Genomic DNA, 14745 nt, shown 5'->3' on the forward strand with positions numbered 1-14745 from the left:
GAAGGAAAAGACAAAAGCAAAGACATTTTCAGCCACGAAACCCACGAAAGAACACGAAATAAAAAAACGATTTAACGAATTTCTTTTCGTGGATTTAGTGGATTTCGTGGCAATCTTTTATCTCTTGTTTCTTTTTCCGTGTTCTTCCGTGGATTCCGTGGCCAATAACGTTTTAAGCCGCGCCTTCGGCTTCCAGGAAGTCCTGTGCGAAACGCTGCAGCACGCCACCAGCGGAGTAGATGTTCAGCTCCGCTTCGGTGTCGAGGCGGCAGATCACCGGTACTTCCACGCTCTCGCCGTTCTTGCGATGCACAACCAGGGTCAGCTCAGCGCCCGGGGCAATCTCACCCTTCACATCGAAGGTCTCGGTGCCGTCGATGTTGTAGGTCTTACGGGTTTCGCCTTCCTTGAACTGCAGCGGCAATACGCCCATGCCCACCAGGTTGGTGCGGTGTATGCGCTCGAAGCCTTCGGCCACGATCACTTCCACACCCGCCAGGCGAACGCCCTTGGCGGCCCAGTCACGGGAGGAACCCTGACCGTAATCGGCACCGGCCACGATGATCAGCGGCTGCTTGCGGTCCATGTAGGTTTCGATCACGTCCCACATGCGCTTCACGTCGCCTTCCGGCTCCAGACGCGCCAGGGAGCCCTGGACAATCTCGCCATTTTCGTCCCGAACCATTTCGTTCAGCAGTTTCGGGTTGGCCAGGGTCGCGCGCTGGGCGGTCAGGTGGTCGCCACGGTGGGTTGCGTAGGAGTTAAAGTCTTCCTCCGGCAGGCCCATCTTGTGCAGGTATTCACCCGCAGCGGAGTCCATCATGATGGCGTTGGACGGCGACAGGTGGTCGGTGGTGATGTTGTCACCCAACACCGCCAGCGGACGCATGCCGGTCATGGTGCGCTCGGCCGCCAGTGCGCCTTCCCAGTAGGGCGGGCGACGGATGTAGGTGGACATCGGGCGCCAGTCGTACAGCGGACTCTCCGCCTGCTCGGCTTCGTCGAGGTTGAACATCGGGATATAGACGGACTTGAACTGCTCCGGCTTCACATACTCACCGACGATGCGGTCGATTTCCTCGTCGGACGGCCAGATATCCTTCAGGGTCACCGGGTTGCCGTCCTTGTCGTACGCCAGGGCATCTTTCTCGATGTCAAAGCGGATGGTACCGGCAATAGCGTAGGCCACGACCAGCGGCGGTGAGGCCAGGAACGCCTGCTTCGCGTAGGGGTGAATCCGGCCGTCAAAGTTACGGTTACCGGAAAGCACCGCCGTGGAGTACAGGTCGCGGTCGATGATTTCCTGCTGGATCTTCGGGTCCAGCGCGCCAGACATACCGTTACAGGTGGTGCAGGCGTATGCCACGATGCCGAAACCCAGTTTTTCCATTTCAGGCAGCAGGCCGGCTTCTTCCAGATACAATCGGGCCACTTTGGAACCCGGCGCGAAGGAGGACTTCACCCACGGCTTGCGGATCAGGCCCAGCTCGTTGGCTTTCTTGGCCAGCAAACCGGCGGCCACCACGTTGCGCGGGTTGGAGGTGTTGGTGCAGGAGGTAATGGCGGCGATGATCACCGCGCCATCCGGCATCTTGCCTTCTTTCTCTTCTGCCAGCGCCTTGTCCAGGTTCACGGCAATGCCCTGGTCGTGCAGCGCGGAAGTGGCCACACGGCGGTGCGGGTTGGACGGACCAGCCACGTTGCGAACCACGGTGGAGAGATCAAACTCCAGCACGCGCTCGTACTCGGCACCGGTCATCTGGTAGGCCCACAGGCCGGTTTCTTTGGCGTACTTCTCAACCAGATCCACCTGCTCCGGCTCGCGGCCGGTCAGCTTCAGGTAGTCGGTGGTCTGCTCGTCGATGTAGAACATCGCGGCGGTGGCGCCGTATTCCGGCGTCATGTTGGAGATGGTGGCACGGTCGCCGATAGTCAGGCTGGAAGCGCCTTCACCAAAGAACTCAAGGTAGGCGCCAACCACGCGCTCTTTACGCAGGAATTCGGTAATGGCCAGAACGATGTCGGTGGCGGTGATGCCAGGCTGGCGTTCACCGGTCAGTTTCACACCAACGATGTCCGGCAGGCGCATCATGGATGGCTGGCCGAGCATGACGGTTTCGGCTTCCAGGCCGCCAACACCCACGGCAATAACACCCAGGGCATCAATGTGCGGGGTGTGACTGTCGGTGCCCACACAGGTGTCCGGGAAGGCAATCTGATGGCCATCTTCGTCCGGACGGTGCTGAATAACGGGTGACATCTTTTCCAGGTTGATCTGGTGCATGATGCCGTTACCGGCCGGAATCACGTCCACGTTCTTGAACGCGGTGCGGGTCCAGTCGATAAAGTGGAAACGGTCTTCGTTACGACGATCTTCAATGGCGCGGTTCTGGTCGAACGCGTCTTCTTCAAAACCGGCGTGTTCAACGGCCAGCGAGTGGTCAACAATCAGCTGGGTGGGAACAACGGGGTTTACCTTGGCGGGATCGCCGCCTTTTTCGGCAATAGCGTCACGCAGGCCGGCCAGGTCAACCAGTGCGGTCTGGCCCAGGATGTCGTGACACACAACGCGGGCGGGATACCAGGGGAAATCCTTCTCGCGCTTGCGCTCAATAAGCTGCTTGAGTGAATCAGTCAGAGACTCCGCATCGCAACGGCGAACCAGCTGTTCCGCCAGGATTTTGGAGGTGTATGGCAGTTTGTCGTAAGAACCCGGCTGGATTTCTTCCACCGCCTGGCGGGTATCGTAAAATTCCAGGCTGGTGCCCGGGAGGGGTTTTCTGTACTGAGTATTCATGATTTAGAAATCTCTTGGAATGCGTGATTTGCCACGGAATCCACGGAAGAACAGGGAAAAGAAAAAAGATTAAAATTGCCACGAAACCCACTAAATCCACGAAAAAAAGCATTAAGGCTGTTTTTTTTATTTCGTGTTCTTTCGTGGATTTCGTGGCTAATTAATATCTTTGCTTTTGTCTTTCCCTTCCGTGTTTTCCGTGTCTTCCGTGGCTAAAAAAACGTCTTAGGAACGCTCGTCAATCGGCTGCCATTCCGCGTGGTCCGGGCCGGTATAGTCGGCGCTCGGACGGATGATGCGGTTGTTGGCACGCTGCTCTTTCACGTGGGCAGTCCAGCCAGATACACGGGACATCACGAAGATCGGTGTAAACAGCTGGGTCGGAATGCCCATGAAGTGGTAAGCAGACGCGTGGAAGAAGTCAGCGTTACAGAACAGCTTCTTCTCGCGCCACATGACTTCCTCGCAGCGGACGGAAACCGGATACAGCACGGTGTCGCCGACTTCCTCCGCCAGCTTCTCGGACCACTTCTTGATAATGGCGTTGCGCGGATCGGACTCGCTGTAGATCGCGTGGCCGAAGCCCATGATCTTTTCCTTGCGCTCCAGCATGCCCATCAGGCCTTCTTCGGCTTCGTCGGCGCTGCTGAACTTCTGGATCAGCTCCATGGCCATTTCGTTGGCACCACCGTGCAGCGGACCACGCAGGGAACCGATGGCACCGGTCACGCAGCTGTGGATGTCAGACAGAGTGGACGCACACACGCGAGCGGTGAAGGTAGAGGCGTTGAACTCGTGCTCGGCGTACAGGATCAGGGACACGTTCATCACCTGCTCGTGCAGCTCGTTCGGCTTCTTGCCGTGCAGCAGCTCGAGGAACACACCACCGATGGAATCACACTCGGTGTTGGCGGTATCGATACGCACGCCTTCGTTGGCGAAACGGTACCAGTAGGTAATGATGGCCGGGAATACCGCCAGCATGCGGTCGATCTTGTCGTCCTGCTCGCTGAAATCTTCCTCGGTTTCCAGGTTACCCAGCATGGAGCAACCGGTACGCATCACGTCCATCGGGTGGGCGTTTTTGGGAATCTGCTCCAGAACGGTACGCAGGGCTTCCGGCAGTTCGCGATTCGCCTTCAGCTTGGCCTTGTACTCGTCCAGCTCCTGACGGTTCGGCAGTTTGCCACGCAGCAGCAGGTACGCGACTTCTTCAAACTGGGCGTTGTCCGCCAGCACGTTAATGTCGTAACCACGGTAGGTCAGGCCGGCACCGGTTTTACCAACGGTACACAGGGCTGTTTCACCAGCTACCTGGCCACGCAGACCAGCACCACCGAGTTTCTTTGCTTCAGCCATGATCATCTCCCATTTACAGAGTTTTTGGTGTTGTTTAATTTGGCTTGGGTTTGGTGTTCAGGGCGCCCCACCCGGAGCGCCCTTTAAAACGGTTCAGTCTTTCTTCTGGGCGAACAGCTCATCGAGCTTCTGTTCAAAGTCGTGGTAGTTCAGGAAATCGTACAGTTCCATACGGGTCTGCATCATGTCCACCACGTCTTTCTGATCACCCTTCTCAAGAATGCTCTCGTAAACAGTCAACGCCGCCTTGTTCATTGCGCGGAAGGCACTCAGCGGGTACAGCACCATGGAGGCACCGGCTTCCGCCAGTTCCTTCTTGTTGTACAGCGGAGTAGCACCAAATTCGGTGATGTTGGCCAGCAGGGGCGCGTCAATGGCTTCTGCGAAGGCCTTGTAATCAGACAGCTCGTGAACCGCTTCGGCGAAGATGCCGTCGGCGCCAGCTTCGATACAGGCCTTGGCACGATCGATGGCCGCTTCCAGACCTTCTTTCTGGAACGCGTCGGTACGGGCCATGATGAAGAAATCGTCGTCTTCGCGGGCATCGGCGGCCGCTTTCACACGATCCACCATTTCCTCTTTGGAAACGATTTCCTTGTTCGGACGGTGGCCACAACGCTTCTGGGCAACCTGGTCTTCAATGTGAACGGCGGCAGCGCCGGCACGTTCCATCTCGCGAATGGTGCGGGCGATGTTGAAGGCGCCGCCCCAGCCGGTGTCGATGTCCACCAGCAGCGGCAGATCGGTAGCCGCACAGATACGACGCACGTCTTCGACCACGTCGTTCATGGTGGTCATGCCCAGGTCCGGCAGGCCGTAGGAGGCGTTCGCCACACCACCGCCTGACAGGTAAATGGCCTGGTGCCCTACTCGCTCGGCCATCATGGCTGAGTACGCATTGATGGTGCCGACAATCTGCAGCGGCTGGTTTTCCTTCAGGGCCTTGCGAAAACGCGCGCCCGGAGAAAGTTTGTTAGCCATGGTGTGTTACCTCCCAGTTAAATGGTTAGAACGCCTTCTTTGATCTTTTTCTCGATGTTCTGGCGGGCGGCGTTGATGTGCCGCTTCATCAGAAATTCCGCGAGTTCGCCGTCACGCCGGGCCAGAGCCTCGACAATATGACGGTGCTCGCCCAGAGCCATGTGTGGCCGCCCTGCCGAAGTACTCAGGCGATATCGGTACATGCGCACCATGTAGTAGAGATCGCCCAGCAGCATCTGAGCCAGCTTGGTGTTGCGGCTGCCGGTGGCAATTCGGTGGTGGAAATCGTAGTCGCCTTCGGCCTGGTAATAAGCCTGGCCCTTGGCCTCTTCGATCATTTTCTCGTGCGCGTCCAGGGTTTCCTGCAGCGCCCGGATTTCTTCATCCGTCATTCGCTCGGCCGCCTGGCGCGCAGCCAGCCCTTCCATGACTTCACGAATCCGGTACAGCTCCATCAACTCTTCGGCACTGACCGACACCACCTTGACCCCGGCGTGAGGCCTGCGAACCAGCAACCCACGGGACTCGAGTCGCCCAAGGGCTTCACGCAGGGGACCACGAGTCAATTCAAAGCGGTTGCAAAGCTCCAGCTCCCCGATTTTCTCGCCGGGAGCCAGCTCGCCGGTAATGATCGCCGTTTGCAGACAATCAAAGGCCTCGTCTGCGCGGGTAGAGGATTGGATGATTGGTTGGTTCATAAGGTTGTCAACAAAACGAGATAGATTAGACTGAAAATTACTCGCCCCTCACGCGATTGTCAACAAAACGTAAAACCAGCTTTGACTATTTGCTAACAATGAAAGGCCCGCAACTGATTCCGGCCCACGGCCCCTCCCCCTGGGGCGGCATCTTCGGTAAACTGCGGAAATTCAGTACCTACGAATCAGAAACCAAGGATTTTCCCATGATCAGGAAGTGTCTGTTCCCCGTTGCCGGTTACGGCACCCGTTTTCTGCCCGCCACCAAGGCCATGCCCAAGGAAATTCTCCCCATTGTTAACAAGCCGCTGGTGCAGTACGGCGTCGAAGAGGCCGCCGAAGCCGGGATTCACGAGTTTGGGTTTGTGACTGGTCGTGGCAAGCGGGCGCTGGAAGACCACTTCGACATCAGTTATGAGCTGGAGCACCAGATCGCCGGTTCGGGGAAAGAGGATCTTCTGACCTCCATCCGCGACCTGATCGACAACAACAGCTTCGCCTTTACCCGCCAGAATGAGATGAAGGGCCTGGGCCACGCCATCCTGACCGGCCGCAACCTGATGAGCGACAATCCGTTTGCTGTGGTGCTGGCCGACGACTTCTGTGTGGCCCCGGAAGGCGAAGACGGCGTGCTGACCCAGATGGTGAAGCTGTACAACCAGTTCCGCTGTTCAATCGTGGCCATCGAGGAAGTGCCTGCCGATGAAACCCACAAGTACGGCGTCATTGCCGGTGAGTCCATGAAAGATGGCCTGTACCGCATTACCGACATGGTGGAAAAGCCGGCCCCGGAAGACGCCCCAAGCAACCTGGCGATCATTGGCCGCTACATTCTGACCCCGGACATTTTCGAGATTCTGGAGAACACACCGCCTGGCAAGAACGGCGAAGTGCAGATTACGGATGCACTGCTGGAACAAGCGAAGAATGGCTGCGTACTGGCGTATCAGTTCAAGGGCCAACGCTTTGATTGCGGCAGCATTGACGGCTTTGTGGAAGCCACTAACTACGTTTACGAAAACGTGTACAAGAAAGGGAAGTAATCGGGAGCTTCTGGCTGCTATCCGGCCAGAAGCCGCATGACCATGCGCCGGTTGTTGGCATCGCTTCTGCGGAACCGGCGCAGCAATTCCACCTCTTCCGCGGTAAGCCGCACCTGCTCCAGCCGTTGCTCCAACTCGCCAAGGGATTCCAGCAATTCATCACTCCTGTCGAGGGCGATCCCCGGCAACTCAAGCTGGCCATCGTCTTCTGGCTCCTCATGTTGCCAATCCATTTGCCAATCCTGCATGGCCCTCGCACCTCATCATTGACACCGGACCGCAGCCCGGTGATGCCCCGATTTTGTATAAGTCTGGAAATGTAACGTACCTATAGCTATCCAGACAATTGCCTGGCCTTCAGATTCCCGCGTGGTAGGTGGCCCAGACAACCTGCGACCCGGACAGGGTGACGCGCAGGCTGGAAAGTCCCTTGCCACTGTCTCCTAACCTGCCCTGGCGAACCGCATTGGCCATGCGCTCAAACACCACTCCGGCCATGAATTCAGTGGTGGTGTTGCGGCCCTCAAACTCCAAACGCTCATCCAGGTTCTGCATATCAAACTCGCCAAGAACCTCCCGAAGCAGCTGGACAGCTAGATCCGCCTCGACGATGAGATCATTCTTATCCAACTGATGGCGCTCGAAAGTGACATCCACTACGTAGGTCGTCCCATGAAGCTTTTGCGCGGGGCCAAACACGTCGCCGTTTAAGCTATGGGTAACCATCATCTGATCCCGAACCGTCAGACCAAACATTGCGTCTCCTTAGGGGGCATGGGCAAAGTTCAACAACTCTTTAGCACAGAGTAGCGCGACTCCCTGGTGGGATACAGACCGCGGGCCGCGCTGGAACTGATGACGCTGAGTCCGGGTGGCGCATCGATGCCGGAGCAAATCCCGCTTCGCTCTAAAGCTTTGGACTACAAGAGACAGAAAAGTTGTTGACCAATAAGGGATGACCCCGTATATTACGTCCCCGCTGAAGAGCACAGGACCATAGCTCAGTTGGTTAGAGCGCTGCCTTGACATGGCAGAGGTCGGCAGTTCGAATCTGCCTGGTCCTACCAGAATTCCAAAGAAAGCCAGTTAGTTACGGGAGACCGTGATAACTGGCTTTTTTCGTTTCGGACCCTCAGACACATTCCCCATCGTTCATTAAGTCAGACCGACCAGGTCACTGAAGAGGCGTCTCTGGATCAGGAACTGGCCGAAGAGATAGAGCCTTAGAGGCTCACTGGTTGCCCCTAATCAGGCGCCAGGAAAGCATCCACAAAATTCTGGTAATCCTGCTCCACACACTCGCCATAGTGGATGGCAATGGCCTGGATTAGCTGCACGAACTCCCGCTCACGTTTGAACGTCAAACGCTGGAGTGTCTGCTCAAACAGGAACGGCTCCTCCTCGTTGAGCCCACGACTGGCGCGCTTATGCTCCGTCGCCAGTACTTCGCCCCAGGTCGCCGCCATTTTCTTCAGGTGGCTTTTCTTGGTGAGCTTGCCCGTGTCGAAATCGTCTTTGAAGGGTGAACGCTCTCTCACGGAAAACACCTTGCCATCCAGCTCCAGCCACCCAAGATATTGGTCCGGGTGTTCCGCCAGGGCATGGAAAGCCTGGGCGTGGCGCTCGCCTTCGCTGGGATAGGCATTGGCGTAGGCCTCGCGTTCCTCTTCGGACATGGCCAGTAACAGCGCCGGACCAACCTGCTCCTTGATGTCCAGGATAATGTCGTCGCCCTCATCGCCCTCTTCGCCTTCAATCAGTGCATAGTACCGTGTGGTACCCAGTGAGCCCGTACCAGCACTGACCCGACGAGCGACATCCTTAAGCTGGAAAAAGTCACTGCTGACGCCCTCCCGGGCGGCCCGGTAGGTTTCAAACGCCTCGATAAACCGTTTTCGGCCCTGCGGCGAGAGCCGGCGCAGTTTGGGCAGGGTGGTGTCAAAGACTCGCTTGCCGTTTTTCTGCAGCCGGGTCCATTTCTCCAGCATCTTGCCCCGGCCTTTTTTCTTGTCGACTTTCTTAAGAAATTTTTTCAGCGGCTTGTCGGCGGTTTTCCGGGTGAAGTGCACTTCCTCATCCAGATCGTTGTCCTGATAGTCGGTGGCCATCGCCAGATAGGCCTCGGCCAGCTGCTCCAGGGCATCCAGGCAATCGTCACCGTCAAAGCGGCCATTTTCCCGGGTATCGAGAACCAGGCTGACCGCAAGCCGCCAGAGATCGTATTGGTAATCGCTGACCACCGCATCGTCAAAATCATCCAGCCCGTAGATCACGTCGCCATCATGGTTGGCAAAGGCACCGAAGTTATAGACATGGGCATCGCCCTGAATCCAGGTCTGGGAGCCCGGCACCCCCCCGAACAGCGAGAAGCGCCAGTCATTAAACATATCCTGCCAGAACAGATGGCTGGTGCCCCGGAAGAACCGGTAAGGCGATTCCGCCATGAGCTGGTATTTCTGCTGCCTGTCGGCATTGGCCAGACTGCTGTTATTTTTCTCGATGGCACGAATGACCTGGTGCCGGCGGTTATGAAGAGTCAGATCCTTGATCATGGTGGCTCCTGATTGCCTGAGGGAGATGTGCGGGCTTGGCTAATGATTCAATGAGGCTTCCAAACTTAGCAGCAGTTGTCGGCACTGACCAAGATAACCACTGCCAAACAGATTGTAGTGATTCAGGGCATGGTAGAGATTGTAGATGTCTTTTTTTACGGCGTAGGCACTGGTGCGGGGCCAAACCGAGTCGTAGGCCTGGTAAAAATCACTGGTAAAACCGCCGAAGAATTCGGTCATCGCCAGGTCGGCTTCCCGGTCTCCGTAATAGACGGCTGGGTCAATCAACCAGGCCTTCTTCCTGTCGAACAGGGCATTGCCCGCCCAAAGGTCCCCGTGTAACAGACTGGGCCGAACGCAGTGTTCATTCAGAAAGCCTTCAAGGGCGTCACTGTTACGCGCCAGGACTCCCTGAAACTCGTTTCTCAACTTCGCATCCTGTATGCGGGATATCTGATAGCCCAGCCGGTCGTCCCGAAAAAACTCACCCCAGTTGTCACACCATCGGTTTTTCTGTGGAGACAACCCAATGTAGTTATCATGCCCAAGGCCATAACATGACTGGGGCAGTTTGTGCAGGCAAGCGAGGCCTTCGCCCAGGGCAGACATCAAAGCGGGCGTTGGCTGGGCTTGTTCAATATGGGGTATAACCAGTTCCCGTTCGCTGACAGAAATAACCTTTGGTACCGCCAAGGCCGCGCATCCCGTATTGGCAACGCCGGCACGCAACAGCTCCAACCCTTCCGCTTCGCACTTCAACGCATCTTCGAATGGCGATGTATTGGTCTTTCGAAACATGAACACTCACCAGTCGTCTTTTTGTTCTCTCTCTCGCTCGTCTTCTTTTTCGGCTTCCGCCTTACGCTTTCGAACCTTTTCGAGCTTTTCCTTTGGAACCTTTATATTGCCAGCGTCTTTCAGCAACAAGAGGCTGCCAATCACCATCGCAAAGGCGCCCAGAATAAAAAGCCATCCAATCATGGGCATGGTCCACCTCCTTTAACTGCCACATCGGGCTGCACCGCCAGCCAGGCCGCCCCGCGTACCCCACTGGAATCACCATGCATGGCCTGTCGAATGGGCGTGCTGAACTCACCACCGAATACATACCTTGGCAAACGTTCCGGCAAATGTTGATACAGCTCCGGAAGGTTGCTCACTCCGCCTCCCAGAACAATCACATCCGGGTCCAACAGGTTAATGGCTCCGGCCAGGCCACGGGTCAGGTGTTCCAGATAACGATTCATGGTTTCACCAGCCTTGTGGTCACCCGCCCTCGCTGCCTGGGCAATGTCCGGCGCCGCCATCGTCTTATTCCATAATAGTTGATGAGTCAGTGTCATACCCGTGCCGGAAAGGAAGGTCTCATTACAGCCGGACTGACCACAGAAGCAGGAGCGTTGGTCGAGCTCTTTCTGGGGTGTCCAGGGCGTGGGGTTATGACCCCATTCGCCGGACACCCCATTGGGGCCGGTCAGCAACCGCCCATCAACACTGATACCGGAACCACAACCGGTCCCCAGGATGGCGGCGAAGACGACGCCAGCGCCCTGCCCCGCGCCATCGGTAGCTTCAGACAGCGCCAGACAGTTGGCATCGTTGGTGACGGTAACCGCCCTGGACAGTATGTCCGACAGATCATCGGGAAGATTGCGGCCATTCAGGCAAGGGGTGTTGGAGTTTTTTACCTTTCCGGTGACGCCGGAGACACTGCCGGGGATGCCGACCCCCACGGGCAGATCCCGCTCCCCAGACTGGCATTCCGCCTCCGTGACCAGATCCCTGATGGTGGCCAGAACCGCCTGGTAATCCTCACGAGGCGTGGGCACGCGCTTACGGAAATGCGCGTGGCTGTCCTTGTCCAACAGAATCGCTTCGGTTTTGGTGCCACCGAGATCCACACCGATCATCCAGGATGAATGCATAGTCGAGCTTACCTTGATGAACTATTCCTGAAACATGGCTGGTTCTGGTTATAATCGCCCCATTCACTGATGGCCGAACGAGCCCACCCATTATGAAAAAAACGCTGGACCTGACTGCCCAAAAACCGCAACTGGCGGTGGACCTCCTGGCTGAAGCATCAGGCCTGTCCAAGCAGCGTATCAAGGATGCCATGGCCAAGGGCGCCTGCTGGTGGACCTCAAAAGGCAAGCAGGTGCGGCTTCGCAAGGCCAAGCGGTCCCTGCAGCCCGGTACGCGGGTCCAGCTTTTCTACGATGATCAGGTACTTGCCCGAAAACCGCAAGTTCCCACGTTGATTGAAGACAAAGGCAGGTACAGTGTCTGGCACAAACCCCACGGCCTGCTGTCACAGGGTTCCCAATGGGGGGATCATTGCAGCTTGCTGCGTTTGGCCGAGGTCACCCTGAACAAGCCCTGTTTTCTGGTGCACCGGCTCGATGGTGAGGCCGCAGGGTTAATGCTGGTGGCGCACGACAGCAAGGCTGCCGGTGCGCTGTCTGCGCTGTTCTCCGGCCGCGATGTCACCAAGGTTTATCAAGCTGAAGTGACCGGCATTCTTGAGGCAGACGATCAGGTGATCGATGTTGCCCTGGATGGCAAGCCCTCTGTAAGCCGGGTTACCACACTGGAGGTTGATGAGGAGAGAAATACCAGCAAGGTATCTGTCGCGATTGAAACCGGTCACAAGCACCAGATACGCAGGCACCTGGCTGGGCTGGGGCATCCGATTGTTGGTGATCGCCTCTACGGCAAACCAGATAGGACGGGTCTGCAGCTCGAAGCGGTTTACCTGGCGTTCACCTGCCCGCTGACGCAAACACCGCAGGTGTTTGGCTCACGACCGGAGCAGTGACCGGTCTCAGACCTGGTAGAAACCCCGGTACCAGTCCACGAAGCGGCCAATGCCTTCTTCCACGGGTGTCGCAGGCTTGTAGCCAACATCGTTGATCAGGTCGTCCACATTGGCGTAGGTGGCCGGCACGTCCCCGGGCTGCATCGGCAGCAGGTTCTTCTCGGCTTTTTTGCCAGTCCGCTCTTCGATGATTTCAATAAAACGGGACAACTCCACCGGGTTGTTGCTGCCGATGTTGTAGAGCCGGTACGGCGCCTTACTGCTGCTGGGGTCCGGCTGGTCACCGCTCCAGTCGGCATTGGGTTCCGCCACGTTATCGAGGGTGCGAACAACACCTTCCACGATGTCATCGATGTAGGTGAAGTCCCGCTTGTGGTGGCCGTGGTTGAATACATCAATCGGCTCGCCGGCCAGGATCTTCTTGGTAAAGATAAACAGGGCCATGTCCGGACGGCCCCAGGGACCGTACACGGTAAAGAACCGCAGGCCGGTGGTGGGCAGGTTATACAGGTGGCTGTAGGTGTGCGCCATCAGCTCATTGGCTTTCTTGGAGGCGGCGTACAGGCTCAGGGGATGGTCCACATTGTCGTGGACCGAAAACGGCATGGTTTCGTTGGCGCCGTACACCGAACTGCTGGAGGCATATACCAGGTGCTCCACCTTGTTATGGCGGCAACCTTCCAGGATATTCATGAAGCCAACCAGGTTGGCGTCCACGTAGGCGTTGGGATTCTGGATGGAGTAGCGGACGCCGGCCTGGGCGGCCAGATGCACCACGCGCTCGGGTTGATAGTCCCGAAACAGGGCTTCCATGGCGTTGCGGTCCGCCACGTCCTTGCGGATTTCCGTAAAGCCGGGCTTGTCCAGCAGCCTGGCCAGGCGCGCTTCCTTGAGGCGGACGTCGTAGTAGTCATTGACGTTGTCCACGCCAATGACTTCATCCCCCCTATCCAGCAAGCGGTGGGCCAGGTGTGAGCCGATAAAACCGGCAGTTCCGGTAACCAGAATCCTCAAGATTTTCTCTCCCTAGAACGCCACGCCCGCGCTGATGAACGGGCCGTCGATTTCCACGTCCAGGCGGTCATCGTCGTCTTCATAGTCAATGGCCATCTGGCGATAACCGGCACGTACCTGCAGCATGGCAAACTCGTACTGACCGTAGGCGTTGAAGTCGTGCACCGAGTCGCCGTCATAGCTGATCAGGTTGCCTTCGGCACCCACCGAAACACCGGTAAACGGCAGATCAAAGCGGGCGGCGAGGTAACCCATGGGGATCAAGCCATCAATTTCAGTTTTTGAAGACGTAACACCAGCTTTTTGAACGACTAATTCGCCCTCCAAATCACGAGCCGTCAAGCCTAGATCCAAGTTGACCCAATTATCCAGAACTTCGTAGTAGAAAGTCAGGTCCAGCTGTTCGAGATCGAGATCGGACTGCACTTCACCAGCGGGAACGCCATCAAATGATGTCGTCAGCTGCCCACGACCACTCTGCTCAATCAGAGTGTAGTTCAGCTTCACATTGGGCAGCACAGGAACAGGGTGTTCCACGTAAACGGAAGCGTTGGCATTGGTGTCACTGTCGAGGTTGAGCTGGTTATCGACATCCACGATGTCGTTGTTGGTGCCAGCTTTACCGGACAGATCCGAGTCCCAATAGTTAACACTGGCACCCAGCCCGACCACGTCTGCCTGGGCCAACGGTGCCGCAAGCACCAGCGAACCACTTAGGGCAATCATCAGTTTACGCATATCTCACCTTTGCCTTTGTCCGGTTTTCAGTCGAAGTTGATACCCAGGCGACGGCCCACTTCTTCGTAGGTCTCAATCACATCACCCAATCCCTGACGGAAGCGGTCCTTATCCATCTTCTTGCGGGTTTCCTTGTCCCAGATCCGGCAGCCATCGGGGCTGAATTCGTCGCCCAGGACGATTTCGCCGCCACTGCGACCAAACTCAAGCTTATAATCCACCAACAACATACCGGCATCCAGGAACAGGTTCTTAAGAACCTCATTGACCCGATAGGTCAGCTCTTTCATGTGAGCCAGTTCCTGTTCACCCGCCCAGCCGAAGGTCACTGCCAGAGACTCGTTGACCATCGGGTCATGCAATTCATCGTTTTTAAGGAACAGCTCATACGTCGGCGGATTGAGGTCCTGGCCCTCTTCCACCCCCAGACGACGGCAAAGACTGCCGGCCGAGACATTACGCACCACGCATTCCACCGGAATCATATCCAGCTTCTTGACCAGTGATTCGGTATCCGACAGCAGTTTTTCGAAATGGGTGGGTACGCCGGCGGCTTCCAGCTTCTCCATGATAAAGGCATTGAACTTGTTGTTGACCATGCCTTTGCGGTCGAGCTGTTCTTTCTTTTCACCATCAAAGGCCGAGGTGTCATCGCGGAATACCAGAACAAACCGCTCCGGGTCGTCGGTCCGGTAAACTGACTTGGCCTTGCCGGCATAAAGCTCTTCACGCTTTTCCATTACTT

Annotated in this window: 15 protein-coding genes and 1 tRNA gene; 3 read left to right on the top strand and 13 right to left on the bottom strand. The window is 56.9% G+C overall.

The window, feature by feature from the left end:
• Positions 1-172 precede the first annotated feature (172 nt).
• From acnD to BY454_RS03525, 4 genes are all read right to left on the bottom strand, one after another.
• Positions 173-2797 carry a Fe/S-dependent 2-methylisocitrate dehydratase AcnD gene (gene acnD / locus BY454_RS03510; RefSeq protein WP_104415305.1) on the bottom strand — a complete coding sequence of 875 codons (2625 nt, stop codon included), beginning with the start codon at positions 2795-2797 and terminating at the stop codon, positions 173-175.
• Between the two features lie 225 nt (positions 2798-3022).
• Positions 3023-4156 carry a bifunctional 2-methylcitrate synthase/citrate synthase gene (gene prpC, locus BY454_RS03515; protein ID WP_104415304.1) on the bottom strand — a complete coding sequence of 378 codons (1134 nt, stop codon included), beginning with the start codon at positions 4154-4156 and terminating at the stop codon, positions 3023-3025.
• Positions 4157-4249: 93 nt separating this feature from the next.
• Positions 4250-5137 carry a methylisocitrate lyase gene (prpB, locus tag BY454_RS03520; protein WP_104415303.1) on the bottom strand — a complete coding sequence of 296 codons (888 nt, stop codon included), beginning with the start codon at positions 5135-5137 and terminating at the stop codon, positions 4250-4252.
• Between the two features lie 17 nt (positions 5138-5154).
• Positions 5155-5835: a GntR family transcriptional regulator gene (locus tag BY454_RS03525; RefSeq protein ID WP_104415302.1), complete on the bottom strand. Its 681-nt coding sequence runs from the start codon at positions 5833-5835 to the stop codon at positions 5155-5157.
• 206 nt (positions 5836-6041) lie between these two features.
• Here BY454_RS03525 and galU point away from each other — a divergent pair, with 206 nt between their 5' ends.
• Positions 6042-6878 (top strand): UTP--glucose-1-phosphate uridylyltransferase GalU, encoded by an 837-nt coding sequence (gene galU / locus BY454_RS03530; protein ID WP_104415365.1) that lies wholly within the window; start codon positions 6042-6044, stop codon positions 6876-6878.
• Between the two features lie 17 nt (positions 6879-6895).
• Here the strand turns inward: galU and BY454_RS03535 are convergent, their stop codons facing one another.
• Positions 6896-7111 carry a hypothetical protein gene (locus BY454_RS03535; RefSeq protein ID WP_258075551.1) on the bottom strand — a complete coding sequence of 72 codons (216 nt, stop codon included), beginning with the start codon at positions 7109-7111 and terminating at the stop codon, positions 6896-6898.
• Between the two features lie 124 nt (positions 7112-7235).
• Positions 7236-7634 carry a 6-pyruvoyl trahydropterin synthase family protein gene (locus BY454_RS03540; RefSeq protein ID WP_104415300.1) on the bottom strand — a complete coding sequence of 133 codons (399 nt, stop codon included), beginning with the start codon at positions 7632-7634 and terminating at the stop codon, positions 7236-7238.
• A 234-nt stretch (positions 7635-7868) separates the two neighbouring features.
• Here BY454_RS03540 and BY454_RS03545 point away from each other — a divergent pair.
• Positions 7869-7945 (top strand) — tRNA-Val (locus BY454_RS03545).
• 177 nt (positions 7946-8122) lie between these two features.
• Here BY454_RS03545 and BY454_RS03550 read toward each other — a convergent pair.
• From BY454_RS03550 to BY454_RS03565, 4 genes are read right to left on the bottom strand one after another with little or no spacing between them, the layout of a single operon-like run.
• Entirely contained in the window at positions 8123-9430 is a 1308-nt protein-coding gene (locus BY454_RS03550) for a DUF2252 family protein (protein WP_104415299.1), read from the bottom strand.
• A 39-nt stretch (positions 9431-9469) separates the two neighbouring features.
• Positions 9470-10228: a fructosamine kinase family protein gene (locus BY454_RS03555; RefSeq protein ID WP_104415364.1), complete on the bottom strand. Its 759-nt coding sequence runs from the start codon at positions 10226-10228 to the stop codon at positions 9470-9472.
• 6 nt (positions 10229-10234) lie between these two features.
• The gene (locus BY454_RS03560) at positions 10235-10417 is read right to left on the bottom strand and encodes a DUF2897 family protein (RefSeq protein WP_104415298.1); all 183 of its coding nucleotides are present in this window, start codon (positions 10415-10417) and stop codon (positions 10235-10237) included.
• On the bottom strand, positions 10408-11355 hold the full coding sequence (locus BY454_RS03565) for an ROK family protein (RefSeq protein ID WP_104415297.1): 948 nt from the start codon (positions 11353-11355) through the stop codon (positions 10408-10410). The genes BY454_RS03560 and BY454_RS03565 overlap by 10 nt, the downstream gene beginning before the upstream one ends.
• Positions 11356-11447: 92 nt before the next feature.
• Here BY454_RS03565 and BY454_RS03570 point away from each other — a divergent pair, with 92 nt between their 5' ends.
• Positions 11448-12248: an RluA family pseudouridine synthase gene (locus tag BY454_RS03570; protein ID WP_104415296.1), complete on the top strand. Its 801-nt coding sequence runs from the start codon at positions 11448-11450 to the stop codon at positions 12246-12248.
• Between the two features lie 6 nt (positions 12249-12254).
• Here BY454_RS03570 and BY454_RS03575 read toward each other — a convergent pair whose 3' ends face one another.
• From BY454_RS03575 to purC, 3 genes are read right to left on the bottom strand one after another with little or no spacing between them, the layout of a single operon-like run.
• Entirely contained in the window at positions 12255-13262 is a 1008-nt protein-coding gene (locus BY454_RS03575) for an NAD-dependent epimerase (RefSeq protein WP_104415295.1), read from the bottom strand.
• A gap of 12 nt (positions 13263-13274) precedes the next feature.
• On the bottom strand, positions 13275-14000 hold the full coding sequence (locus BY454_RS03580; protein WP_104415294.1) for a TIGR04219 family outer membrane beta-barrel protein: 726 nt from the start codon (positions 13998-14000) through the stop codon (positions 13275-13277).
• 26 nt (positions 14001-14026) lie between these two features.
• Complete coding sequence (purC, locus tag BY454_RS03585) at positions 14027-14740, bottom strand: phosphoribosylaminoimidazolesuccinocarboxamide synthase (protein WP_104415293.1); 714 nt, start codon at positions 14738-14740, stop codon at positions 14027-14029.
• Positions 14741-14745 lie beyond the last annotated feature (5 nt).

Origin of the sequence: Marinobacter persicus (genome assembly GCF_002934325.1) — a bacterium.
GTDB lineage: Bacteria > Pseudomonadota > Gammaproteobacteria > Pseudomonadales > Oleiphilaceae > Marinobacter > Marinobacter persicus_A.